This window comes from Chitinophaga barathri (assembly GCF_003807585.1).
Lineage (GTDB): Bacteria > Bacteroidota > Bacteroidia > Chitinophagales > Chitinophagaceae > Chitinophaga > Chitinophaga barathri.
This window is the reverse complement of record NZ_RMBX01000003.1, coordinates 298,090-324,211: the sequence shown is the minus strand read 5'-3', so window position 1 is coordinate 324,211 and position 26,122 is coordinate 298,090. Positions and strand designations below refer to the sequence as shown.

At 54.2% G+C, this 26,122-nt stretch carries 19 protein-coding genes; 5 read left to right on the top strand and 14 right to left on the bottom strand.

Going from position 1 to position 26,122, the window contains the following annotated elements; translation table 11 throughout:
* Positions 1 to 194: 194 nt before the first annotated feature.
* The 8 genes from EG028_RS27645 to EG028_RS07095 all read right to left on the bottom strand — a co-directional run bounded on the left by EG028_RS27645 (position 195) and on the right by EG028_RS07095 (position 8,105).
* A complete protein-coding gene (locus tag EG028_RS27645) occupies positions 195 to 344 on the bottom strand; it encodes a response regulator (RefSeq protein ID WP_162946242.1) in 150 nt (49 codons plus the stop codon).
* 96 nt (positions 345 to 440) lie between these two features.
* Positions 441 to 974: a ferritin gene (locus EG028_RS07125; RefSeq protein WP_120514908.1), complete on the bottom strand. Its 534-nt coding sequence runs from the start codon at positions 972 to 974 to the stop codon at positions 441 to 443.
* A gap of 48 nt (positions 975 to 1,022) precedes the next feature.
* Positions 1,023 to 1,850 (bottom strand): glutamate racemase, encoded by an 828-nt coding sequence (gene murI / locus EG028_RS07120; protein ID WP_120514906.1) that lies wholly within the window; start codon positions 1,848 to 1,850, stop codon positions 1,023 to 1,025.
* A gap of 93 nt (positions 1,851 to 1,943) precedes the next feature.
* On the bottom strand, positions 1,944 to 3,353 hold the full coding sequence (locus EG028_RS07115; protein ID WP_120514904.1) for a DHA2 family efflux MFS transporter permease subunit: 1,410 nt from the start codon (positions 3,351 to 3,353) through the stop codon (positions 1,944 to 1,946).
* Positions 3,340 to 4,503, bottom strand: a complete 1,164-nt coding sequence (locus tag EG028_RS07110) for an ABC transporter permease (protein WP_120514902.1) — start codon at positions 4,501 to 4,503, stop codon at positions 3,340 to 3,342. Before EG028_RS07110 ends, EG028_RS07115 begins: the two co-directional genes overlap by 14 nt.
* Positions 4,457 to 5,662, bottom strand: coding sequence for an ABC transporter permease (locus EG028_RS07105; protein ID WP_120514901.1), 1,206 nt, complete (start codon positions 5,660 to 5,662; stop codon positions 4,457 to 4,459). The genes EG028_RS07110 and EG028_RS07105 overlap by 47 nt, the downstream gene beginning before the upstream one ends.
* The gene (locus EG028_RS07100; RefSeq protein ID WP_120514899.1) at positions 5,659 to 6,648 is read right to left on the bottom strand and encodes an HlyD family secretion protein; all 990 of its coding nucleotides are present in this window, start codon (positions 6,646 to 6,648) and stop codon (positions 5,659 to 5,661) included. Before EG028_RS07100 ends, EG028_RS07105 begins: the two co-directional genes overlap by 4 nt.
* Positions 6,645 to 8,105: a TolC family protein gene (locus EG028_RS07095; RefSeq protein WP_206614356.1), complete on the bottom strand. Its 1,461-nt coding sequence runs from the start codon at positions 8,103 to 8,105 to the stop codon at positions 6,645 to 6,647. The genes EG028_RS07100 and EG028_RS07095 overlap by 4 nt, the downstream gene beginning before the upstream one ends.
* 110 nt (positions 8,106 to 8,215) lie before the next feature.
* On the opposite strand from EG028_RS07095, the gene EG028_RS07090 reads away from it, so the two are divergent.
* Complete coding sequence (locus EG028_RS07090) at positions 8,216 to 8,644, top strand: hypothetical protein (RefSeq protein ID WP_120514897.1); 429 nt, start codon at positions 8,216 to 8,218, stop codon at positions 8,642 to 8,644.
* A gap of 50 nt (positions 8,645 to 8,694) precedes the next feature.
* Here EG028_RS07090 and EG028_RS07085 read toward each other — a convergent pair whose 3' ends face one another.
* From EG028_RS07085 to EG028_RS07075, 3 genes are all read right to left on the bottom strand, one after another.
* The gene (locus EG028_RS07085; RefSeq protein WP_120514896.1) at positions 8,695 to 9,972 is read right to left on the bottom strand and encodes a PQQ-dependent sugar dehydrogenase; all 1,278 of its coding nucleotides are present in this window, start codon (positions 9,970 to 9,972) and stop codon (positions 8,695 to 8,697) included.
* 123 nt (positions 9,973 to 10,095) lie between these two features.
* A complete protein-coding gene (locus EG028_RS07080; RefSeq protein ID WP_120514895.1) occupies positions 10,096 to 13,017 on the bottom strand; it encodes an FAD-binding and (Fe-S)-binding domain-containing protein in 2,922 nt (973 codons plus the stop codon).
* 42 nt (positions 13,018 to 13,059) lie between these two features.
* Positions 13,060 to 13,965, bottom strand: coding sequence for a DUF72 domain-containing protein (locus tag EG028_RS07075; RefSeq protein WP_120514893.1), 906 nt, complete (start codon positions 13,963 to 13,965; stop codon positions 13,060 to 13,062).
* Positions 13,966 to 14,289: 324 nt separating this feature from the next.
* Between EG028_RS07075 and EG028_RS07070 the strand changes: the two genes are divergently transcribed.
* From EG028_RS07070 to EG028_RS07060, 3 genes are read left to right on the top strand one after another with little or no spacing between them, the layout of a single operon-like run.
* The gene (locus tag EG028_RS07070) at positions 14,290 to 15,711 is read left to right on the top strand and encodes a glycogen synthase (protein ID WP_120514891.1); all 1,422 of its coding nucleotides are present in this window, start codon (positions 14,290 to 14,292) and stop codon (positions 15,709 to 15,711) included.
* A 9-nt stretch (positions 15,712 to 15,720) separates the two neighbouring features.
* Complete coding sequence (locus EG028_RS07065; RefSeq protein WP_120514889.1) at positions 15,721 to 16,998, top strand: glucose-1-phosphate adenylyltransferase; 1,278 nt, start codon at positions 15,721 to 15,723, stop codon at positions 16,996 to 16,998.
* Positions 16,999 to 17,043: 45 nt separating this feature from the next.
* The gene (locus tag EG028_RS07060; RefSeq protein ID WP_120514887.1) at positions 17,044 to 18,507 is read left to right on the top strand and encodes a glycoside hydrolase family 130 protein; all 1,464 of its coding nucleotides are present in this window, start codon (positions 17,044 to 17,046) and stop codon (positions 18,505 to 18,507) included.
* A gap of 96 nt (positions 18,508 to 18,603) precedes the next feature.
* Here EG028_RS07060 and EG028_RS07055 read toward each other — a convergent pair whose 3' ends face one another.
* Together EG028_RS07055 and EG028_RS07050 are read right to left on the bottom strand one after the other, a co-directional pair.
* Complete coding sequence (locus tag EG028_RS07055; protein WP_120514885.1) at positions 18,604 to 19,629, bottom strand: glycosyltransferase family 4 protein; 1,026 nt, start codon at positions 19,627 to 19,629, stop codon at positions 18,604 to 18,606.
* 5 nt (positions 19,630 to 19,634) lie between these two features.
* Entirely contained in the window at positions 19,635 to 21,920 is a 2,286-nt protein-coding gene (locus EG028_RS07050; protein WP_120514883.1) for a glycosyltransferase family 4 protein, read from the bottom strand.
* A gap of 225 nt (positions 21,921 to 22,145) precedes the next feature.
* On the opposite strand from EG028_RS07050, the gene bshC reads away from it, so the two are divergent.
* Positions 22,146 to 23,759 carry a bacillithiol biosynthesis cysteine-adding enzyme BshC gene (gene bshC, locus EG028_RS07045; RefSeq protein WP_162946241.1) on the top strand — a complete coding sequence of 538 codons (1,614 nt, stop codon included), beginning with the start codon at positions 22,146 to 22,148 and terminating at the stop codon, positions 23,757 to 23,759.
* Positions 23,760 to 23,821: 62 nt separating this feature from the next.
* Here bshC and EG028_RS07040 read toward each other — a convergent pair whose 3' ends face one another.
* Complete coding sequence (locus EG028_RS07040; RefSeq protein ID WP_120514879.1) at positions 23,822 to 26,056, bottom strand: FUSC family protein; 2,235 nt, start codon at positions 26,054 to 26,056, stop codon at positions 23,822 to 23,824.
* Between the last annotated feature and the right edge of the window lie 66 nt (positions 26,057 to 26,122).

Here is a 26,122-nt window from a genome sequence, read left to right as displayed (position 1 = left end):
TCCGGTAGCGGACAGATTTGTGCAGAATCGAACAAGATAAACGGTAGCGCATGTATGAAAATGAATGAGTTATAGCATGGCATTAATCTTGCCTGCCGGTTCATACATTGTTAGCGAAATTATTAAACCCCGGCTACCCCAAATGATTGCTACCAGCCGGGATAACTCACGGAAACCACGCTTCGGGCGTGGTTTTATTTTCCCACCTGCCGGAAGGCCCCGGGTTTTTCAGGCATTTCCGCTTCTTTGAAAGGTTTCAGCACATACCCGTCTATACCGGCAGCCATATACATTTTAGTATCTTCTTTCACCACATTTCCTGTAATGACGGGTATCGGCAGCATCAATTTTTTCGGGTCGCTGAGGGCGCGCGGAATGGAGGGAAATTAAAACGCCCGGCGTACAGGCCAGGCGTTTCATAAGGATCTTTACAGTAAGGTTTAATGGCCGCCTCTGCCGCCACCGCCGCCGCCGCTGATCTGCAGGCGGAAGTTGAGGATGTCGCGGTCGAAAAGGTAGAGGCCGCTTTTATCTTCGCCGATCATTTCCAGCTTTTCGTTCAGGGTGCGGGCGAGTCTTTCTTCTTCGATCTGCTCGGACACGTACCATTGCAGGAAATTGTGGGTCGCGTAGTCTTTTTCCTGGAGCGCCATATGCACGAGGTCATTGATGCTTTCGGACACTTTGATCTCATGCGCGAGGAATTCTTCGAACACACGTTTGATGGACTGGAAAGTGATAATCGGCTGGCCCAGGTGAGGCACGATGCCAAAGCCGCCGCGTTCGTTCACAAACTTGATCAGTTTAAGCATATGCACCCTTTCTTCGTCCGATTGCTTATAGAAGAATTCAGAAACGCCCTGGAGGCCGGGTTGAATATCCGCCCATGATGCCATGGCGAGGTATGCCTGTGATGAAGCGGCTTCCAGCCCGATTTGCGCGTTCAGCGCTTCCTGTATGGTTTTACTCAGCATAAATAGTTGTCTTTACATCAAATTACGAATTATTTTGAAAGAATGTCCTTAAAGGTTGAGATGTTTGCTGCTCACCGGTTCTTCAAAAAAGATGCCGGCCTGCCTGTCGAAGGTTTCGGTATCGTCCGTGGTGTAGAACTCCCGCGTGCCTCCGGTGCTGCATTTGGCGGCCATTTCGGGGTGCCTTTCGAGATAGTCCGCCAGGCTCTTCGCCGCGATGGTACCTTGTGAAAGCAGCGTCACATCCGGCGGCAAATGCGCTTGTATTTTATCCGCCAACAGGGGGTAATGGGTGCAGCCCAGCACGATCGTGTCAATATCCCCGCTTTGCACCATCAGCTGGCGGATGTATTTATTGATAAAATAATCCGCGCCTTCGCTGCTGTATTCATTGTTCTCCACCAGCGGCACCCACATGGGGCAGGCCTGCTGGTATACGGTGATGTCCGGGAAAAATTTTTCTATCTCGATGGGATAACTCTGTGAATTGACGGTGCCCGAAGTGCCGAAAATGCCCACCTGCCTGCTTTTAGAGTAATCCCCCACAATTTCCGTGGTGGGCCTGATGATGCCCAGTACTCTTTTTTCAGGGTCTATCCCCGGCAGATCGTTCTGCTGGATAGTACGCAAAGCCTTTGCGGAAGCGGTGTTGCAGGCGAGTACCACGAGGTGGCAGCCCATCCTGAAGAGGTGCTGCACGCATTCGAGCGTGTAATGGTAAACGGTTTCGAAGGAGCGGATGCCATATGGCGCGCGCCCGTTGTCGCCAAGATAGATGTAGTCATATTGCGGCAATTCCTTTACGATCTCTTTCAGTACGGTGAGCCCGCCATAACCTGAATCAAAAACGCCTATCGGTCCGGTCTTTTTACCCATGATGTAAAAGTACAAATTTTTAAGGCATGTGATCGGGGCGCGGCGCACGCCCTGAATTTTTATGTGAAGGCGATCCGCCATACCCGGGGATGTTTATTCGGTCACGGCCTGCACTTTCGCGCTTTTTTTGGACGAAATGAAGAGGGCGGGGATAATGGCGCAGACCAGCAGCACGGCGGAAACGGTGAACCCGTATTGAAGGCCCATATGTTCCGCCTCGGCTTCTGTGAAATGCTGCCGGAGGTAATGATTCCTCGTCTGCTGGTGTACAACAGAGAGCAAAGCAACGCCCGAAGCGCCTGCTACCTGCAGCACCAGGTTATTCAGCGAGGAAGCCTGCGTGATCAGCGAAGGTTTTACCGAGTTGACGGTGGCCACCGTGATGGGCGTTGTGAGACAACCAAGGCCCACGCCGCGGATAAACATAGCAAGTATGATCATCCCCACGCCGGTGCCAACGTCCACCCGGCCGAACAGTACCATGGTGAGGGCCAGCAGCAACAGGCCAATGACCACGATGCCGCGCGGGCTGTGATGGTCCACCCAGCTGCCGGAAATGGGCATGAGGATGGCCAGCGACACGGAGCCGGGCAGCAGCAGCAACCCTGCGTTCATTTCGGAGAAATGCATGTGCCGCTGCAAAAGAAAAGGCAGCAGGAACACGCCGCCAAAAAGAGCGGCGGACCGCACGGCGGTGACCATCAGCGCGGAAACGAACTTAATGTTGCGGAAGATGCGGATATCGTAAATACCATCCACACGGCTGCGCTCCCAGAGTATAAAAAAAAGCAGCGCCAGCAGGGAAACGGCGAAGTAGATGATGATGCCGTACAGCGTGATGCTGTCTTTTTCCAGCCGCGAAATGCCCAGCTGTAAGGAAATGAGAAAGGTAGTGAGCAACAGGAACCCCGGCGTGTCGAATTTTTGACGGACCTTTTCCTGCCTCCGCATAAAACCGAGGAAATAAAAGCTCATGGAAAAAGCGATTGCCCCGATGGGCACATTGATGTAGAAAATGGAAGGCCAGCCCAGGTGCTCCGTGAGTATCCCGCCGAGCGTAGGCCCGAGGGCGGGGCCCAGCACCACGCCAAATCCCCACCATCCCAGCATTTTCCCTCTTACTTCAGGCGGAAAAATGTAAGTGAGCATCGCCAGTACCGTGGGTTGCAGGGCGCCGCCGCCAACCGCCTGTATCACACGGCTCACTACCAGCCATTCCAGGCTTTTGGACATGCTGCAAAGCAGGGAGCCGAAAGTGAATACGCTCAGGCTGATCACATACAGGTTAAAAAATCCGATGCGGTTCTTCAGCCAGTTGGTAAGCGGCATAAATACGGAAAATGCGATCATATACGCGGTGACCACCCATTGCACTTCATCCATCCGCACGCCGAACTGCTCCTGCATCACGGGGAGGGAAATGTTCACAATGCTGGAATCGAGGCTGGCCATGAGCGTGCCCAGCATGAGGGTGATCAGTATGCCGGCTTTAGACTGCTGCATAAGGCCTTGGGGATTTGTGAGCGGTATATTTCATTTTCAGCAGGCATATAAAGGTGTAAAATACCCAGAGGATACAGAGGTGATACAGGTCCGGCAGGCGGTCTGTGATATGCGCCCCCTGCTGCACGATGCCCTGGTACAGCCCCAGGAACGGCGTAATGGGCAATAAGGCGGATACAAACTTCAGCCCCTCCGGCAGCTGTGCAATGGGCCAGGTATAGCCTGTAATGAGGAAGATAGGATAAGTGGAAAATGCGAGCAGTTGCGTGCAGAGCAGCTGCGAGCGGAACAGCAGGCCGGTGAATATGCCCATCGGTATGAGGCTGAGCAGGAACAGTGCGGTGACCAGCGCCAGTTCCCAGGCATTGCCCAGCAGCTGTAAGTGCAGCACCCGGAAATTGACCGTGAGGAAGAAAAACGCGTAACAGCAAAACAGGATAAAATAAAACATCCCTTTGCCCCATAGGGCCACGGAAAGGTTATTGCCCGCCATTTCCATCCACGCGCCAAAGGTCTGTTTTTGTTTTTCCGCCGCCGTGCCGCCCGCCAGGCCCAGCAGCAGCGTCTGCTGGAGGATCATGGCCAGGAGGCCCGGTAGCAGGAAGGTGCCGTAGTCCGTCCGGGTGTTGAACATCGGGCGGAAGTCCGGCGTCACGGGCATTACTTCCTGCATGGATGCTTCTGTGTTCATACCCTGCTTCTGAAGATATTGCAGCCTCACGCCTGCGCCCACGGTGAGGCCCACCTGCGTGATGGCGCCCATCACATCGCTGGAAGGCAGGAAACGCGCGGCATTCACGGCCAGTACCATATTGGCCTGTTGCAGGCTCAACACTTTTTTCTCCATGCCTTTTTCGATGTAAAGGAAACCTTGTGTATGCCCGTAGTACATGCTCTCTTTTGCTTTTTCGAGGGTGGTGACGGCCGCCACATCCACCATCTGCGTGTTGTCTATCTGGCGGATGAGGGTTTGGGAAAGACCGCTGCCGTCTTCGTCCACCACGGCAATAGGCACTTCTTCCTCCGTTTTGTAAGAGTAAATGCTGCCGTAAAAAAAAGCATACAGCAGCGGAGCTATCAGCAGAGTCAGCAGCAGGCTGTGATCATGCGCCACCATTTTCACTTCCCGGAGCAGTAAGCGGAATAACATGGGTTACTGTTTTATTGAGCCGCAGTTGCAAAAAGAATACGGCGATAAAGAATGTAAAACCAATAAACAACAGGAGTTTGATGACCTCGGGCATGGCGTACCTGAGCGGCAGCTCCATAAAATACACTTTAAAAAACGCATCGAGGAACGGCGTGTAGGGCATCAGGTTAGCGTAGTACTGATCATACCAGGGCATGCCCCAGCGCGGGAAGGTGAAGCCGCTGAATACAAATGCCGGCGAGGTATAGAACAGGCCTACGTCCAGCGCCAGCATGGCATCCCCGGCCAGCGCGGAGATCATCAGCCCGATACCGATACAGGCCAGGGCCAGGAAATTGAACAGGATAAAAAGATGAAACGTAGTGCCGGGATGATCCAGCGCAAAGAAGGGGAAAATGATGCCGGTGATCAGCACGAAGTTCACCCAGGATACGCCCAGATGCGCCAGCGTTTTCCCGGCAATGATGTTTCCCGCGCTGTTGCGCGCCATGTGCCGCAGTTCGTCCATGGTTCCTTCGCTCCACTCTTTATTCAGCAGCAATACCGCCACCATGATGATCATCATTTGCAGCGCCACGGTGATAAGCCCGGGCACCAGGTAATGCTGGTAATTGTAGGTGGGATTGTACAAAGGATAGGTGGTGAGGCTCACCGGCATGATCAGGGCCATGGCCTTTTCTTCGGTCATCCCCGTTTTCATGAACTTCTGGAGGTTCACGCCCGAGCCGGCGGTGACGATCACGGTAGTAGCGTCTTTATAGATCAGTTTGCCGGGCACCAGCGACGCGGCGTTGGTGAAGATGGAGACTTTCACGGGGTGCCTGCTTTTGATATCTTTCTCCAGGTTTTTAGGGAAATGAACGGCGCCGGTGATCTGCTGCGACTGCATCAGCTGCTCCAGCTCCGCTTGGCTGCTCACGGCATGTGTGATGTGGATGCTGGGCGTTTGTTCGAGGAGGAAGGTGATCTGCCGGGAAACGGGAGAGTGGTCCTCGTCCCAGATCGCCACCGGCAGGTCTTCCGCCTGTTGTTTCTCATAAATGTATGCATAAAAGAAAAAGAGGAACGCAGGCATCACCAGCAGCACCAGGCAATGGTCCGGCCGGGTGAGAATGCGTTTCCATTCCCGGAGGGTAATGTGTAGGATGGCCCTGATCATGGCATTTGCAAGGAGGCCGTCATGCCCGGCCGCAGGCCCCGGATGGCGGTCACATTTACAGGTTTCAGCTCTATCGTAAAGGTGCGCAGCTCAAAAGACCCTTTGTCTTTCACCGGCACCCAGTTTGCAAACTCCAGGGAAGGCGCCACGGCGGACACCGCTACTTCAAACACTTCCGGATCGCAGCCCGGCACCCGCACACGGGCCTTGGCGCCCAGCGGCAGCGCGGCCGCCCTGTCCTGCCGGATGTTGAACCGCATAAAATAAGACATGTTCTTTTGCAGCGTCATCATCGGGTAACCGATGCTCACAATCTCGCCCTGGTGGATCACCAGCGAGGAGATAATACCGTTTGCAGGCGCATAAATGCGGGTATTGTCCGTGAGCGCCTTGGTGAGCTCGTAACCCTGCTCCGCCTGCTTCAGGATGGCGGTGGCCGTTTGGATAATTTCGGGCTGGGTGCCTTTTTCCAGCATCTCCTGGTTCAGCTTTGCGATTTCCATTTCTTTTTTGGCCGCCTGGTATTTGAAGTAGATGATGTCTTTTTCGGTGCCGGATACTACGCTGTCGTTATACAGCCGCTCCATGCGATGATAGGTCTTCTGCGCCAGGTCGTACTGGTCCTGCGCGATCTTGTACAGGTTGCCCGCGTTTCTGATCACTTCCGGCCTTGCGCCTTTTTCCAGCAGCTTCACCTGGGAGGAAGCGGCTTCGATGGCGGCTTCCGCCTGTTTGCGGATGGCGTTTATTTCCGTGGTGCGCAGCACGCCCAGCAGCTGCCCTTCCCGCACGGTATCGCCCTGCTCCACCAGCAGCGAGTCCAGCCTGCCGGGGAATTCAGCGGCCACGTCCACATAAGAAGCGTCCACCATGCCAATGACCGTATTGTCCTTTGAGGCGGGGTTGCGCATCAGGAACAGTACCGCTATCAGCAGGATGATGACGGGGATCAGCAAAGCCCAGTATTGAGACAGGAATCTTTTCATTGTAACAGCGTGGTGATTTGTTGAGGACTACCAATGAGATTATAATATTCCGCGGCCGTGAGCAGGTATGCGAATAGCGCGGTATAATAAGCTTTTCCAAGCTCTTCTTCCACCAGCAGCGCTTCATTTACGTCTTTTACCGAAGAAAGCTGCTCCGCCAGCCGTTCCTGCACCTGTGTGGTGGTGAGTTGCGCCTGGTCGCGCGCCTGCGCGAGGGACAGCATATCCCGCTCCAGCACCGTTACTTTGTTGCGCACTACCGTGGCGCCCGCTTCCAGCAGCGCCTGTGTGTTGTCCGCCGCGATCTTTGCTTCCTGTACATACAGCTGCGTGGCTTTCACGCGTTTCTGATTGCTGAAGCCGCTGAACAATGTCCATTGCATTTCAACGCCTACCAGCCATGGCGGCGTGATCACGGGCAGGTCGCGCTGGTAGAGGTTCAGGCTGGCGATGCCGAAGATGTTCGGCAGGTTCAGCGAGCGGCTGGCTTTTACAGTACTCTCCGCCAGGGCGGTTTTGCTTTCCACTGCTTTGTAAGCCGGGTTGCCTTTCCAGAAATCCTCTGGGGGAGCGGTGCCGGCCAGCTCGCGGTAACGGAGTGTATCCGTGATCGTGATGGTTGTATCCTGCGGTACCTGCAATAAACGTTTCAGTTCGGTGAGCCCGTTGAGTTTTTCCAGCTCCAGGTTCCTCCTGCGGGACTGTGCGAAGGTAAGCGCCACCGTGGCCCAGTTGCGCTGGTAGGGTGGAATGATCTCGTTGTTCACCAGCGAGGTGGCATACCGTTCGTTTTTTTCCATGGCGGTGATCACACGGTCCTGCGAGCTGATCATCGTATTAAAATACAATACACGGATGTATGCCGCGGCCAGTGCAAAGTCCATTTGTTTTTCCACCAGCTCCACGTTGATGATGCCGGATTCGTATTCGGCCTTCGCAATGTCCCTGGCGGTGGAGAGTTTGCCACCGAGGTAAATAGGCTGCCGCAGGCCGAGCGCCGCGGTGAAATAACTTTGTTTGCTGAGCGGCGGGTTGTAATTCGGGTATACCGCGCCGATGATATCTTTTGAAGTATTGTAGATGCGGTCCTGCACGGATTGCGGCAGATCGTTGCCGGTGATCTCTTTGAACACATTGTTCGCCGCGGAAAGGCTTTGCCGGGATGAGCCTTCCACGATACCGTCCTTTACCTGCTGGAGGTTGATCTCCAGCGGGCGGCTGAGGTAATTATAACCGGCCAGCAGGTCTATTTTCGGGAAGTAACTGGTCTGTTCGGCCTTCAGCTGGTATTGCCGCGCGTTCAGCGAAACGCGGGCCTGCTCCACCGCCAGGTTTTTGTGCCGGGCGAGGCGAAAACATTCTGCCAGCGAGAGTTCGCCCGTTTGTGCAGGGGCGTTTCCGGGGATGCCGGCCAGCATACATAGGAGGCATATGAGGGTTCTTGCTGATGGGTTCATATTCAGGATAACTAACAGCTTTCCGCCGCCATTTGTTCGTGTATTTCACACATTTATGTGGTAAAAGGCCATGTGGATGGAGCGTAACTTAGCATGATAAACCCCGGAAAATGAAACTGAAACCATACATGCTGGTGCTGTTGACGGTCAGCCTTTTCGCCTGCAAAAAAGAGCGGATACCCAAAGACCAGTTCCCCACGCAGCTCACCGGCACGTGGAAAGGACAGTACGGCTTTTACCAGTCGCCCGCACCGGGGGACACCATGTTTCATCAACCCGATCATTTCTACACCGTGATCTTTGAAAAGGATAGCACGATGACGGTGTATGACGGCAATGAAGACGCGGCCCTCAAAGGGGTGGGCAGATACGGGATCCGCAGCAGGGAATTAACGGCTGAATATCACTATATACGCGGAGGATCGGGGAGCTTTTCACTCCGGGCTACGCTCACGGAGCCGGGTAAGCTGGACGGGAAGTGGCTCATCGGTTTGTATGAGCATACCGGCGGGAAGTTTTATCTCACCAGGCAATTCTGACAATGTGCATACCTGGGAACGGCTGACTGTTATGGCCAGCCGTTCCTTTTTTATTTTGAAGGCGACACCCGCCAGATGGTATTGGCCGCATCGTCCGTCACCAGCAGCGCGCCGTCTTTGGCAACGGCCACACATACCGGTCTTCCATATACTTCCGATTTATCGATATCGGAAATGAACCCGGTCAGGAAGTCTTCCATCTTACCGGAGGGTTTACCATTGCTGAAAGGCACATATCCCACCTTATACCCTGACAATACGGAACGGTTCCAGGAGCCGCGCTGGCCGATGAACGCACCGCCTTTGTACTTATCCGGAAAAGTATTGCCCGTGTAAAAAACAAGGCCCAGCGAAGCGGTATGCGCACCCAGGCCCAGCTCGGGTACAATGGACTTCGCCACCAGGTCCGGCTTTTTATCCGCACCCTGTATACGCGGGTCTTCATGTTGCCCGAAGTAAGAGTAAGGCCAGCCGTAAAAGCCGCCGGATTGAACGCTGGTGAGGTAATCCGGTACAAGATCATCCCCGAGCATATCACGTTCATTCACGACGGTATACAGGGTATTGGTGCCCGGCGCCCAGTCCATCCCTACGGGATTGCGAAGGCCGGCCGCATATACCACCTCGCCGCTCCCGTCCGCATTTACTTCCAGGATGTTTGCGCGGCGTATTTCATTCGCCATGCCATGCTCCGCCACATTGCTGCCGGAGCCGATGGAGATATAGATCTTTTTCCCGTCTTTGGATGCGAGGATGTTCCGCGTCCAGTGATTGTTATAGCCGCCAACGGGGAGGTCCAGCAGTTTTTTGCCTTTGTCTTTTATTTCTGTTGCGCCGGTTTTGTAAGGGTATACCATCAGGGCATCCGTATTGGCTACGTAAAACTGGTCGCCTATCAGCGCCATGCCAAAGGGGGAATTGAGTTTGCTCATGAAGATATGCTGCTGGTCCGGGAGGCCGTCGCCATTGGTGTCCCGGAAGATCGTGATGCGGTCCGCGCTGGGGCTGCGGGGCTTTTTATTGGCTTCGGACACGAGGATGTCCCCGTTCGGGAGCACATAGATCCAGCGCGGGTTCTTCAGGTCTTTGGCGAACTTTTGTACGGTGAATCCGGCGGGTGCTTTCGGCGTTTTGCCTTCGGGCCAGCCTATCACTGTGCTGTTGTTCCGCACGGTGTCCGTGGCGTAGGGGGCGGGCAGGCTGTCCCCTGTGGCTACGGCGGCGGGCGGCTCTATGGCGGTGCTGTCAGTAGCCGGTTTTTTGGCCGCGTTGTTACAGGCGGCCATCGTTATAACTGAAATGAACAGGGTTTGGAGTATGGGCTTCATAATGCAGGAATATTGGTGTTGCCACTGGTCCAGCAATTATACTGCCATAACAAAAAGGGAGCGCTGTATAAAGCGCTCCCGGAATGGTTGAATATCTTTCTGACGGTGATTTACAGCTGTAAATTACGCCAGCGCGTCGAACAATATCTCCACGGGATGCTGCGCCTTTGCGCCTGTGCCGTCTTTGATCTGGTGGCGGCAGCTGGTGCCCGGCGCGGCTATCAGCGTTCCTTCCGTGGCATTGCGCACGGCGGGGAACAATACCAGTTCGCCGATTTTCATGGACACATCGTAGTGTTCTTTCTCATAACCGAATGAACCGGCCATGCCGCAGCATCCGGAAGGGATCACCTCCACGGCGTAACCCTGCGGGAGGCTCAGTATCTTTTTGCTGTGCAGCACGCTGCTGAGCGCCTTCTGCTGGCAATGCCCGTGCAGTTTGATCTTTTTATCCGCGCCTTTGAACATATCACTGCGGATATGTCCCAGGTCCGCTTCCATGGACAGGAACTCATCCACCATGTATACATTTTTGGCGAGCTGTTTCGCCGTGTTGCGCAGCTCATCGCTCACCAGATCCGGGTATTCATCCCTGAAACCCAGTATGGCGGAGGGTTCTATACCTACCAGCGGAGTTTGTTCGCTGATGAGTTTGCTGAAGAGTTGTACATTTTTTTCCGCGATCGTTTTCGCTTTACGCAGGAAACCTTTGGACAGGAGGGCGCGCGCGCTTTCCGGGTGCTCCACCGGTATTACTTCGTAACCCAGTTTGCGCAGCAGGCTCACAGCTTTGATGCCCACATGCGTATCGTTGTAGTTGGTGAACTCGTCGCAGAAGAGGTATACTTTCCGCGCCTGTGTAACGGGCTGCGGGTTTTGTTTCAGCCATTTGCGCAGCGTCTTCTTTTCCAGCGTGGGCATGGAACGGTCTGCCGCAAAGCCGGAGAACCGTTTGATGAGCCTGCTGGACAGGTCGCCTTTTACGAGCCAGTTGTAAATGCCCGGTGCGATAGCGGCCAGGCTGGTGAGCATCCTGAAATTCGCGATCATCCAGGTGCGCATGCTTACGCCGTTTGCATCGTAATAGTGTTGCAGGAATTCCATTTTCATCTTCGCCACATCCACGTTGGAGGGGCATTCGGACTTACAGCCCTTGCACGCAAGGCAAAGGTCCAGTACGTCGTATATTTCTTTGGAATCGAACTTGTTTTCTTTGGTGGAGTTCGTGAGTACTTCGCGCAGGATGTTCGCCCGGGCGCGGGTAGTATCTTTTTCGCTGCGGGTGGCCATGTAGCTGGGGCACATGGTGCCGCCGCTGAGTTGTGTTTTGCGGCAGTCCCCGGAGCCGTTGCACTGCTCCGCGTGCTGGAGGATGGTCTGGTACGGGAAGTGAAAAATGGTCTTCAGGTCCGGGGCTTTTTTCCCTGGCTCGTACCGCAGGTTGCTGTTCATAGACGGCGTGTCCACGATCTTATGCGGGTTGAAGATGTTCTCCGGGTCCCAGGTATATTTCACCTGGCGCAGCAGCTGGTAGTTTTTCGGGCCTATCATCTGCTGGATGAACTCGCCTCTCAGGCGCCCGTCTCCATGCTCGCCGCTCAGGGAACCATTGTATTTTTTAACGAGGGTAGCGATCTCTTCCGCGATGGTGCGGAACAGCTGGTTGCCTTCTTCGGTCTTCAGGTTGAGGATAGGGCGGAGGTGGATCTCACCGCTGCCGGCGTGGGCGTAGTGGACGGAAAACAGGTCGTATTTCTCCAGTATCCGGTTGAATTCCGCGATGTAGGCCGGGAGGTCTTCCACGGCCACGGCCGTGTCTTCTATCACGGGTACGGCCTTTTCATCGCCGGGGAGGTTGCTCAGCAGGCCCAGGCCCGCTTTGCGGAGCGTCCATATCTTTTTGGTGTCGTCGCCGAACAGGAGGGGGAAGTGGTATCCCAGCCCGGCAGCCTGCAGGTCCGCCTTCAGCCTGTCCGCCACTTCAATGATCTCTTCACGGGTGTTGCGCAGGAATTCTACGACCAGGATGGCTCCCGGGTCCCCTTCCACGAAAAAGCGGTTTTTACGCTGTTCGATATTGTCCTTCGTGCATTCCAGGATAAAATGATCGATCAGTTCGCTGGCGCTGGGTTTGTAGCGCATGGCGATGATGTTCGCCCGCAGGGACTCGTCGATCGTATTAAAATGTACGCACAGCAGGCCGCCTTCTTTGGGCGGCAGCGGCGAAATGTTCAGTTTGATCTCCGTCAGGAAAGCCAGGGTGCCTTCGGAGCCGGCAATGAGCTTACAGAAGTTGAAGTCTTCTTTCCCGGCGGTGAACGGCGCCGTTTCCAGCAGCATATCTACCGCGTAGCCGGTATTGCGGCGCAGGATCTCCGGTTTGGGGAATTCTTTCCGTATTTCCCGCTGGTTGTCCGCATTGCCCAGCAGGGTGCGGATCTGTTTATATACGGTTGTTTCAAGCCTTTCGTCGTTTGCCTCGCATTTGGCATGGAATTCATCCGTTGTAAGGGCGCCAAAAGTGGCGTCGCTGCCGTCGCTGAGGATGGCGTTCACAGACAGCAGGTGTTCGCGGGTGCTGCCATATACCACGGAATTGGAGCCGCAGGAGTTGTTTCCCACCATGCCGCCGATCATCGCTCGGTTGGCCGTGGAGGTCTCGGGGCCGAAATAGAAACCGTGGGAAGTAAGGAACAGGTTCAGCTCGTCGCGGATCACGCCGGGTTGTACGCGTACCCAGTGCTCGTCTGTATTGATCTCCAGGATGCGGGTGAATTTTTTGGAAACGTCCACGATAATGCCGTTCCCTACCACCTGGCCTGCCAGCGAAGTGCCGGCGGTCCGGGGGATCAGCGAGGTCTTGTGCTCCCGGGCAAACCGGATAAGGGTTTTGATGTCCTGTTCATTTTCAGGGATGGCTACCGCCAGGGGCATTTCCCGGTATGCGGAAGCGTCCGTGGCGTACAGGGTGCGCATGATATCATCTGTATACAATTCGCCTTTCAGGTCTTGGCCGAGCTTTTCCAGCAATTCTCGCTTGATCATGAGGGCGAAAATAATACATTCACCAGACTGTTAAAACAGGCCCTAAAAGAGAGTATTTTCCCGGTGGATGTATGGTTTCCTGATTGTCAGGCCTGTGGCGGCTTCCAGCTTTTCGGCAAGGTAAATCGCCATTTCAGGAACCGCCGTATCGTCATGCATATGCATGAAAATATAGGCTTCTTCCAGCCCGTTTGCCAGCCAGAAGGCCAGCCGGTTCACCCAATCGTCCGCCCGCTGGTAGTCCGTGGGGTGCAGGCTGTTGCCCACGAAGCGGATCATGGCCCGGGGCACCGGCAGGTGCATATGCACCACATCCCGGCGGCCGGCCGTGTCCGTAATGATCAGGCCGATGCCCAGGTTGCGGAGATTATGATAAAGGGTGGTACTGTGATGGGGATCGGTGAACCAGTCCGGGTGCCGCAGCTCCAGGAAAAAGTTCAGATCCTTTGGGAGGGAGGCCAGGTAAGTGAACAGCAGGTCTTTGCGCGCAGGGCTGTAGCTTTCGCTCATCTGCATGAAGATGGGGCCGAGCTTGTCCTCAAAGGCCAGCAAGCCTTCCAGGAAGGCGTCCGTCTGGTCTTTGGCGTTCACCAGGTTGCTGTAATGACTGATGCTCTGGGGCACCTTCGGGCTGAAACGGAAGTCAGGATTACTCACTTTCTCCGCCCAGCCGCGGATCGTCTCCGGCGGGTAGATCTTATAATGGGTGGCGTTCAGCTCCACGCTGTTGAAGTGTTTGGCATATTCGGACAGGAAGTCCTTTTCTTTGGTGCCTTTGGGAAACACACCGCCCAGCCAGTCTTTCCGGTTCCAGCTGGTAGCGCCCAGCCTGATCGCGGGCGAGGCAGCGGGTTTGCCGCGAAGGACGCCGCCGTTAAAGACCGGCTCCGCGGGCAATTTGAAATCGATATTGTTAAGGACGCTGAGGTCCTGCCGTCCGAACTGCATATTGCAATGTATTATTTTTTTATAACAGGGGAGATATCTGCGCATTGGGAGAAGCCACGTCATTGCGAGGAGCAGCGCGGATTTTGTGCAGGAGCGGCGACGAAGCAATCTCATAATACTCGGGCATCTCCATTCAATGCAGGAGATTGCTTCGTCGCTCCTCCCACTTTGTCCCCGCTGCTCCTCGCAATGACAGGTATGCTCCTCCCGCTTTAGCCCTGCCGCTCCTTTTTCCTGTATCGGCTTAAACAGGTGGATAATTCTTTTTTAATTTTATTAACGATTCTTTGAATTCTGGCTTTATCGGTTTAAATTATATGCAGTATGGAAATATTACACGTCAGCGCGGAATGTTACCCGGTCGCCAAGGTAGGCGGCCTTGGAGATGTGGTAGGGGCTTTGCCCAAATACCAGTATGAAGCGGGAGCCATCGCAAAGGTGGTGATGCCGGCCTATCGGACCCCTTTCAGGGAAAACGGGCAGAACAGTTTTGAACTCGTGCACCAGGGCGGATTGTGGCTCGGGCACGACTGGTATCACTTCAACGTCTGGAAAGAAAGCAACAATGTGCTGGGCTTCGACCTTTACCAGGTGGACATCCCTGGCCTGCTGGATACTGCCGGCGTGTATGGTTATATGAATGACACCGAACGTTTCCTGGCCTTCCAGGTGGCGGTGCTGGACTGGCTGAACGAATGGCAGCACCAGCCGGACGTCATTCACTGCCACGACCATCACACCGGCCTCATCCCTTTCCTGGTGCAGTATGCCTACAAGTACAAACGCCTGAAGGATATTTCCACCGTGGTCACCATTCACAACGCCCAGTACCAGGGGCAGTTCGGATGGAACAAATTGTACCTCATCCCGACCTTCGACCTCTGGAAAAGCGGTATGCTGGACTGGAACGGCGCCATCAACCCGCTGGCCTCGGCCATCAAATGCTGCTGGCGGTTCAATACCGTGTCTCCCAGTTACATGGAAGAACTGTTCCACAGCGCGAATGGCCTGGAATTGTTGCTGAGCGCTGAAAGAAGTAAAGCAAGGGGAATACTGAACGGCATAGACGATAAGGTCTGGAACCCCGCGAAAGACCCCATGATCAATACCCGCTACGGCATCAAAGACGTGGCGAAAGGCAAAAAGGCCAACAAAGAAGCCCTCTGCGAAACCTTCGAGCTGGACCCCGAACTGCCGCTGTTCGTATTCATCGGCCGGCTGGTGGTGGACAAAGGCGCGGACCTGCTGCCGGAGATCATCGGCAGGGCGCTGGCGGAGCATCACGGGAAACTGAATTTCCTCGTGCTGGGCAGCGGCGATGCGCACACCGAATGGATGCTGCAGCAAACCAGGGCGTATGCCGATGAACACTTTAATGTGTATATCGGTTATAACGAAACGCTCAGCCACCAGCTGTACGCCGGGGCGGACTACCTGCTCATGCCTTCACGGGTGGAGCCATGCGGCCTGAACCAGATGTACGCCATGCGGTACGGCACCATACCCATCGTGCGTACCACCGGCGGCCTCATAGACACCGTGACCGATTTCGGGGACGAAGGCGGCACCGGTATCCGGTTTTTCCACGCCACGGCGGGCGACGTGCTGCACGCCATCGGCCGCGCGCTGGAACTGTCCGCCACCAAAACAAAATTTTCAAAGATCAGGAAGGCCGCCATGCAGCAGGACCACTCCTGGGATAAAGCAGCAGAACAATACATTGATCTATACACCAGCCTAAAATAAGTTTACGTTATGTCTAATGCAGTGATCTCCATTATTCTTGGCGGGGGAGCCGGAACAAGGCTCTATCCCCTGACCCGCAGCCGCTCCAAGCCTGCCGTGCCAGTGGCGGGTAAATACCGCTTGGTAGATATCCCCATATCAAACTGTCTCAACGCGGACCTGCACCGTATTTTCGTGCTCACGCAGTTCAACTCCGCATCGCTGAACAAACATATCAAAAACACTTACCACTTCAGCCACTTCAGCAAAGCGTTTGTGGACATACTGGCGGCTGAGCAGACGCCGGATAACCCCACCTGGTTCCAGGGCACCGCGGACGCCGTAAGGCAAACCCTCCGGCACCTGGAAAACTTCGAGTTCGAATATGCGCTGATACTCTCGGGCGACCAGCTGTACCAGATGGATTTCCGGGAGATGATCAAACATCATATCGACAAAGGGGCGGATATCTCCATTGCCACCATTCCCGTTCACGCCCGCGAGGCGACGGAGTTCGGCATCCTCAAAACGGATGAGGACAGTTTTATTTCCTCTTTCATCGAAAAACCGAAGAAAGAGCTGCTGCCGGACTGGAACTCCGATGTGAGCCCCGAAATGGAAAGGGAAGGACGTATCTACCTGGCGTCCATGGGTATTTATATCTTCAACAAACAGCTTTTGTTCGACCTGCTTACCAACAGCCCCGAAGCGACGGACTTTGGCAAGGAGATCATCCCGAACAACATTGACAAATACAAAGTGCTGAGCTTCCAGTACGAGGGCTACTGGACGGACATCGGGAACATCTCTTCCTTCTTTGAGGCCAACCTCGGCCTCACAGACGATATCCCCCAGTTCAACCTTTTCGACGATGCCACCACCATCTTCTCCCGCGCCCGTATGCTGCCGCCGGCGAAGATATCCGGCACCACGCTGGAAAAGACGGTGATCGCGGACGGCTGTATCATCAACGCCAGCCGCCTGGAACGCTGCGTGGTAGGCATCCGCACCCGAATCGGCAAAGGCACCACCATCAGCAACAGCTACCTGATGGGCAACGACATCTACCAGACGCTGGACGAGATCAACAGTGCGCGCAGCAAAGGCCGCCCGCCCATCGGCATCGGCGACCGCTGTTATATCAACAATGCGATCATCGACAAAAACGCCTGCATCGGAAATGACGTACGTATTAATGGCGGCAGGCACCTGGAAGACGGGGATTTTGAAAAGTACACCGTGAAGGATGGCATTGTTGTTGTGAAGAAAGGGGCGGTACTGCCCGACGGCTTCCATTGCCTGGAGTGACCGGGGCATCCGGTGAATGTTTATCGTCTTTAAAACTGTTGGTATATGAGAATTCCTATAGAGCGGCAAATGGCTAAGATCACCCCGGATCTTAAACGGGTGGTAGCAAGGTTTTTTTTCAACGGGGATGCCCGGGCAAAGGGTATCATCCTCAAAGTAATGGAAATGTCGGAAGAGGATGTGGAAAGGGAACTCACCCCATTGCTCCGCAACTTCTCGCGGCGGCACCGCAACATTACCCGCATATTTGAAAGACATGCAGATAAACTGAAAAATCTTTTCATTGCATTAAAGATCGATTATGATGAGCTGAGCCAGCGGCGCAAGCTGCTGATAGGTTCTTTTTTTACCAACGAGTTTTCCATCGAGTCCGCCGCGTTCTTTAATCCCTCCATCGTGGACGATGTGGACCAGAGCGGGCTTGAAGAGGGAGAAAAACGGGTGATACTCAGCTTCAGGGCGGTAGGGGAAGGCCACGTCAGTTCCATCGTGTTCAGGCAGGCCGTCATCAACCGTTTTAATGAGATCACCATCGTGCCCGCCGGGAATTATGTGGACGAACCGGACATCATCCGCAACACTGTTTACCACAAAAATGTCTTTTTCCAGAACGCCGTATCCATCAAGCTGCCGGACTCCGTGATCCGCGAGATCAGCAGTTCGCTGCCGGATACGTTCGAATACGTGGCGCTCAAAAAACTGATCCGCGACATGCAGCAGCGCTACCAGGTGGACCACCTGCTGAAACGTAACCTGGAACGCCTTCTCTGGCTGGCGGACTCTTATTACGAGATCAACTTTTCACTGGATACCGATATTTCAGACCGCGTGATCTTCCCTTACTCCGAAGCGGAAAGCCGCGGAATTGAAGATGCGCGTTTTGTAAAATACACCGGCGATACCAGTGGCGTCACCTATTACGCCACCTACACCGCGTTTGACGGTGTGACCATACAGCCCAAGCTGCTCCAGACGCGCGACTTCTATCATTTTAAGATCATGCCGCTGTACGGCGAAGGCGCGCAGAACAAAAACCTGGCGCTGTTTCCCCGCAAGATCAACGGAAAATATGCGATGATGAGCCGTATAGACGGGATCAACAATTACATCATGTATTCGGACAAGATCAATATCTGGGAGAACCCCGAGATACTGCAAACCCCGAAATACCCCTGGGAATTTGTACAGATCGGCAACTGCGGCTCACCGATAGAAACGCCGGAAGGCTGGCTGGTGATCACCCACGGCGTAGGCCCGATGCGCACGTATTGCCTCGGTGCCACCCTGCTGGACCTGGAAAATCCCAAGATAGAGATCGGCAGGCTGAAAGAGCCGCTGGTAGTGCCGAACAAAGATGAAAGAGAAGGGTATGTGCCGAATGTACTTTACAGCTGCGGCTCGCTGATACATAACAATGAGCTGATCATTCCCTACGGTTTATCTGACTATGCTTCTTCTTTTGCCACCGTTCACCTGAACGATCTGCTGGAGAAGGTAAGAGAAGGCTGAGGTCATCTGAAAAATATGAAGGGCGCGGATGTTTACATCTGCGCCCTTTTTTGTGCCCGCGTGATGGCGGGTACGCTCTAGAATCATCAGACCCGCTCAGGGAAAGATGGTTGTCTGCAACAACACTTTCTCATACACTTTCACGTAATCATCTACCATCTTCCGCATGCTGAACCGCGCCAGGGCCTGTTCCCGGCACATATTGCGTTGTATGTTGCCGATGCCGCTGATATGTTCGGCCGCTTCGTGTATGTCTTTTACGAGGTAGCCCGTCTTTTTATGACTGATCAGTTCGGGCATCGAACCCCTGTTATAAGCGACCACCGGCGTGCCGCACATCATGGCTTCCGCCACGCTCAGCCCGAAAGGTTCATTGAAGTGAATGGGATGTAACAATGCTTTTGCGTAGCCCAGCAACTGGTTCCGCTGTTCAGGACCAGCCTGGCCCACAAACTTTATTTGTTCCCCGTCTATCAGCGGCTCCACCTGTTCCCGGAAATAATCCGCGTCCTGCACAATGCCGGCAATGATGAGCCGGTGGCCCGTTTGCAACGCAATATCTATCGCATCGCGGGTGCCTTTGTGCGGGTGTATGCGGCCAAAGAACAACAGGTAATCTTCCGGCGTTTCCACATAATCGAAACCCGAAGGATCGATGCCGTTGTATACCGTGGCGGCATAACGGAGCAGCGGGCTGCGGTCCGAATTGCTGATGGACACGTAGTGCCCGGTGTCATTGTATTTTTTGTATACGGGAATGATGCGCGGGGAGGAAAAGCCGTGGATGGTGGTCACCATCGGGGTGCGTATCAGCCCGGAGTAGGTGAGGGGCAGGAAATCGAAGTGATTGTGTATGATGTCGAAACGGTCCGCCTGCTCCATCAGGTGGCTGATGTGGAGGCATTCCAGCACCTTCGCGTCCTGACTGCGGTCTTCTTCATAACCGCTTTCGCAGATGGACTGCAGTTTTCCGGCCGTTTGTGAATTGCCGGTGGCAAAAAGCGTTACATCCCAGCCTTTTGCCACCAGCCCTTCAGTTATATTGGAAGCCATTTGTTCCCAGGGACCGTAATGCACAGGCGGCGTGCGCCATGCTACGGGGGAAAGCACCGCTATCTTCATTTCCTTCAGCTGATTTTACTGACCATGCCGGCGGAGGTCGTGATAATGGCGGTTTTGATTGGTTTTTCCTGTCTTGGTATCATCTCCAGGCTCTTCAGTACGGCCAGGTGCGAGATGAAATAAGCCACCGTACTTTCAGCGCCCTGGTTCCTGTTCACGCCCGCGGGGGACAAGCCGTCGCAGCAGCCATGCGTTTCATGGTCGTACAGCGGGATGCGCAGCGCATTTTCGCCGAGGAACCAATTGTAGCAGGTGAACATCTTTTGCAGGTAAGAGCGGTTGCCGGTTACGGCGTGCGCCTGCTGGTAAAGCAATACCATCGCCATTGTCTCGATCGCCTGCTGGTCAAACAGCGGGCAGTTGCCGCCTTCGCACAGCCAGCCTTCATTGCCCACCGGCGCGAAGTATCCACGGTTCATGGTGAGGTTTTCCAGGAAGGAAAGGCTTTCCAGCGCAATGTTCTGTATCGTCTCATTACCGGTCAGCTCTGCTACATGGAAGAGTGCGAGCGGTAATATACCATTGTCGTACGTCATCGTTTTTTCAAACCAGCGCCATTTGTCCGTGGCGTTGTTTTTCCACGCTTCGAGCATGGGCAGCATCATGTTGTCCAGCACGGCGAACATCCCTTCATCCGAAGGATGGTAATGCAGGTAATGACATACGCCGATGATCGCGTTCGCACGGCCACGCAGGTGGCCCAGGGCCGCAAAGTGTTGCGTGGATTTATGGAACAGTTCGGTGGCGAACTCGCGGTATGAATTATTCGGCGCGTAACGCACAAGGTAACCCAGCGCCCATACGGTGCGGCCGAATGAATCTTCGGAGCCTACTTCGTCCAGGTACTGACGGCTGAAGCTCAGGAAGTTCCTGAAATTGCCGTCCGGCGTTTGCATGTAATGGATAAAGCTCAGGTAGATGGGCAGCAGGTCCGGGCTGTCTTTGCTTTTCCGGTGCGGCTGCGCCATGAGCATCATCATCAGCGCGCGGGAATTATCATCCAGGCAATACCCTTCCTTGAGGTTGGGGATGCCGTATTTGGCGTGTTGTACGATGCCGGTATCGTCCGTTAAACGGCGTATGTGCGTGAGGTTTAGCGGGGGCAGTGCGGATACGTCGGGCAGCGGGCGGTTGTTTACGGACGCTGGCCTTGGCGTGCTCAGTATCTTGCGGGCCAGCTGGCGGTAACGCGCGCCCATCTTGCTCCATTGCAGTTCGCGGCCGTATTCGCTGGCTTTGGTACGGAGGGTTTCCAGCGCTTCATGATCGTCCAGCAGGTTGTGGATGAGCGCGCCCAGCTCTTCGTGCTGCGCAAAACCAAACAGTTGGCCGCGGCCGTCTTCCAGCAATTCTTTCGCATACCAGTAAGGCGTGGAAAGAACAGCGGCCCCTGCACCCAGTGCATATGTGAGGGTGCCGCTGGTAATTTGGGTTTCACTAAGATATGGTGTTACGTAAATGTCGCTGTGAGTGAGATAGGCGAACAGGTCGTCTTCCGTCAGGAACTTGTCTACGAACAGCACATGATCTTCCAGCTTCAGTTCAGTTACCAGCGTATGAAGGCTTTGCCTGTATTCTTCTCCCGCATGGCGGATCACCGCAGGATGCGTTTTGCCGGCCACTACGTACAGTACGTCAGGGTGCTGGCTGATCACATCCGGCAATGCTTTGATCACCGTTTCAATGCCCTTGTTCCTGCTCAGCAGGCCGAACGTAAAGATCACTTTGCGGTGGCGGAGGGCTTCCGGTAATATATCCGAGCGGATGGAGAGTTTTTCGAAATCGGGAACGCCGTGCGGGATCAGCATCATTTTATCCGCCTGCACTTCGTAAATATCTTCGAGGAAAGAAATAGCAAGCCTGCTCATCACGATCACGCGGGAAGCATGACGGGAGATCTCTCTCACCACGCTTTTCTGCATAAAGGAGGGTTCTTTCAGCACAGTGTGGAAAGTAACGATATAGGGTACTTTGATCTGGTGAAGGAACGGAAGCAGGTAGATGCCGCTCTCTCCGCCAAAAATGCCAAACTCATGCTGTACCACTACAAGGTCCACATCGCTGTTGTTCACATGCGCGGCGGCGTCCAGGTAGTCTTCCATATGATTCTGCCGGATAGTGAAGGTCACTTCGGGAGGATAATCATACACCTGTCCTTCATCATTCATGGCGATCACAGATACTTCGGGTACGTCTTCCGTATCACGGCAAACCGCTTTTATCAAATGCTCGGTAAATGTTGCAATTCCACACTCACGGGGAAAATACGATGCTATATACGCAATCTTCATAAGATGTAAATTTTCTGTTTTGTTTAGTTATCGGCGGGGTATAGGAGATAGCGGGACGAACATCCGCAGGGACATTAATCATTTGCAAATCTGATGCCGTGGAAAATTGTGGAGGGAGTGTAACAGTCCGTTCGTAGCCACCCTATGAATTGTGATAAATGGTAATATCAACAGGGCGGAATAATGTAGTTTCGAGTTATCTTCGTGTCCTCAAAATACGACCTTGTGACTCAACAGATACTGCCAGCAGTGAATTATCATACTTTGCCTTTTGCCGGAACAGGTTATTGCAGCCCGCTGATAGCGGATTTTCTCGCTGCACGTAGTCCATTGAGCAATTTCTACGAATATAACCCTATTAATCCGGACTTCCACAAAGCAATGCTGTTAAAGGCCACGCAGCCTGTGAGGAGGGACATATTGGCAGAGGCACTGTACGCCCAGTACAGGCACATAGCGCTGCGGGAAGAAGTGCGCGCGAATATCGGCCTTTTGCAGGCTACCAATACTTTTACCATCTGCACGGCGCACCAGCCGAACGTATTTACAGGTTACCTGTATTTCGTATATAAAATACTTCAGGCTGTCAAACTAGCACAGGACCTGCAGCGACAATACCCGAAAAATCATTTTGTGCCCGTGTATTACATGGGCAGTGAAGACGCGGACCTGGAAGAGCTGGGCTCCATCTTCCTGGAAGGCCGCAAGCTCACCTGGGAAACGGACCAGACGGGCGCCGTGGGCCGCATGAACACGAAGGGGCTTGATCACCTGATCAGCGAGATCGAAGCGGTGACGGGTAATCTGCCTCATGCGCCGCTGCTGCTGGAAATGCTGCGCAAAGCATACCTGGAACATAAAACCGTCCAGGAAGCCACGCTGTACCTCGTAAACGAGCTTTTTGGCTGTTATGGCGTAGTAGTGCTCATTCCGGACAACCCGGCGTTTAAACAGCAATTGATCCCCGTAATGGAAGAAGAGCTGAAAGAACAAAGCTCCGAAGCCATTGTGAGCAAGACTATCGGCCGCCTGGCGGAACATTATAAAGTACAGGCCACACCGCGCGAAATAAATCTTTTTTATTTAACGGAAAACAGCCGCGAACGCATTGTGAAAGAGGGAGATGTGTGGAAGATATTACACACATCGTTGTCGTTCACCTGGGACGAATTGCGGGCCGAACTGCACGCCCATCCGGAGCGTTTCAGCCCCAATGTGATCCTCCGCGGCATCCTGCAGGAGACCATCCTGCCGAACATCGCTTTTATCGGCGGCGGCGGCGAGGTGGCGTACTGGCTGGAGCTGCAGGACCTGTTCAGGCATCATAAAGTGCCGTACCCGGTCGTGCTGCTGCGCAACTCATTCCTGTGGATCAGACGGGAAGAAAACAGCCGTCTCAAAAAGCTCGGTATTGCACCCGTGGCGCTGTTTGAAGACACGGAGCTGCTGGTGAACCGCTTTGTGCACGAACATACCAATGCCGCCCTCGTATTGCGCGAAGAATACGCGGCGGTGGAAAAGCTGTATAACGAATTGGAAGAAAAAGCCCGCTCCATAGACGTGACGCTGGTAGCCGCCGTGAACTCCGAACGCACCCGCGCCATCAAATCCATCGGCAAGCTGGAGCATAAATTCCTGCGGGCGGAGAAAAAGAAATTCCAGTGGCAGACGGACCAGATCAGGGGTATCAAAGACCGCCTGTTTCCAGGTAACTCCCTGCAGGAACGGAAGGAAAACTTCATTTCTTATTACGCCCAGTACGGGCCTTCTTACTTTGACGATATCCTGAAAGCGATCAACCCGGTGACGGACCAGCTCATAATCATTTCCGAGCTGTAAGTGCGGACGGTATTATATTTTGCGAAACGCCCCGGATCCCGGGGCGTTTCGTATTGTAAGCATTAATTGTTGATGATCTCCGCTCCATGAACCGCTGCTTTTTTCATGTCTTTCAGCACGGTGAACAGTGCCTGGAACTGGTCCCGCACATGTTTGATCTCCAGCATTTCTTCTCTTTCATCCGTATGGCCCTGGCCCTGGTTGATCTGCTCCTGGCGCAGCTTCAGCAGGTGCTCCAGCCTGTCTTCCAGGCTGTGGAAGGCGGCCGGCGTGTCAGGGTCCGCCATCCGGGCGCCGACGTTTACATATTGTTCTATCTGGTCCATGATGGTAAGCAGGAACAGCAGGATGTCTTTGTACTCCGGCCGCTTGTATTTCAGCCGGTGCTGCAGCGCATAGGCGGAGAGCTGCGCGATATGAGAAGACAATGAATGGCTCAGCACCACGAAGTGATACAGTTCAGAGCCATGTTTCTGTTTGCTTTTCGGCTCGCTCAGCATCCGCTGGAAAGCCGCCGTGAGGTTCGCCGTGGTTACGTGCACGTCTTTGCGCGCCAGTTTGTAGGCGATCAGGCTGAAAGGTTTATCGGTGTACAGGTTCATCACCTGGGTGAGGTATTGTTTGTTCGATGAGATCGTCTTCACCATATAATCCGGCAAAAAGCGGAACTCCCAGCTGGGCCAGAAAATGTAATTGAACACAAAGGCGATGCCCCCGCCGATAACCGTGTCCAGCACGCGCTGCGTCACGTTCTGGAAATCCGCCGGGTGCAGGAAATGCAGCAGGAATACGATAAACGGCGTCATGAATACAACGCTTGTAATATAATGGTAGGTCTGGAAACTGTAGGCGCCCAGGATGCAGACCAGCATGGTGATAAAGATGACCGTATTATCATTGGTGAGCCAGAGGATGCCCGCCGCAAAAAACGCCCCGATAAGCGTGCCTGTGATGCGCTGGTAGCTGCGCGTTTTGGTGAGGCTGAAGCCGGGTTTCATGATCACGACGATGGTGAGCAGTATCCAGTAGGTACGGCTCAGGTGCAGCGCCTGCCCCAGCAGGAAACCGGACATCATCGCCAGCGCGGTACGTATGCCGTGGCGGAAGATGTGGGAGTCGAACGTGAGGTTGTTCATGAAAGTGGTGAGGTCGTACTGCTGGCGGGTGGTGAACCTGCTCAGCTCCAGCTGATGGTCGAAGCTGGCGTCTTTTACACGTTCCAGCCTTGTGAGTCGGTGCATGTTGTAGATGCGCTGCGTGATATGTTGCAGGTTGTCGAAAATGCTTTCGAAGTGAATGAGGTCCGCGCGTTCTTTGAGTGTGGGCAGGGTGGCCTGGTAAGTTTTGAAAGCGCGTTTGCTTTTTTCCAGTTCCAGTTTCAGGTTCACTTTGGGCATGGAACGCTGGCTGGCGCTCACGGCAATGCCGATATTGTCCAGCTCTTCGGCATATTGAAGGATGGTATGATGCAGCTCGGAGATCACCTGTGTGCCGGCAAACCGTTCCTGGAGGCTGGTATAGTCTATCTGCGAAGCCATGATCTGCTCGTACATGTCCACGAGGTCCAGGAAAATGAGCACCATGCTTTTGCTGATGCTGGTGGTGCCTTGCTGGGCGGAGCGCATTTTGAGCAGCAGCTCGCGCACGGCTTCCTGTTTTTCGTTTACGATCACCTGCTGGGCGAGCACTTCGCGGTAGGTGTCGGTAATATCGTTTTCGGGGCGGTAGAAGTCCGCGCGGAGGCGCAGGTATTTGGCGGTCTGCTGTATGCAGTCCCCGAGCGTCTGCTGTACGGTAAGGTAAGGCCTGATCTGCCAGAGGAGGAGCGCGAGCAGGGCGTACCAGATGCTGCCGCTGAGGATGAGGAAACTCACCTGTATGGCTTCGCGCGAGGAATAGGATTCCGCCATGAGGCTGACCATGACCAGGAGGCAGCCCAGGCCGATGTTGCCGCCACGGTTCCCGTAAATGAGCAGCATGCTGTAAAAAAAGCTGCAAACGCCCACCCAGAGGGTGAGTACGGGCCAGTAGGGCAGTAACAGGCCGGTGCCCAGGGCGGTGATAAAGATGAGGATGGTGCTGATGATGAGGCCGTTCCGCTTATGGATGATAGTGCCGGGAACGTCCGCCAGCGCGGTACACAGCGCACCCATGGAAATGGCGATACCGGTTTCCAGGTGACCGATGGCGGAGAAAATGACGGAGGGTACAACAACACTCAGCGTGGTGCGAAGCCCGTTGCTGAAATGATAACTGAAAATAAAGGCTTTCGCTTCTTTGGTCCAACGTTCTAGCATTGCGGCAAAATTACAAATATCAGGCTGTATTTATGCGATGTGGATTTAATACATATATCCCCCTCA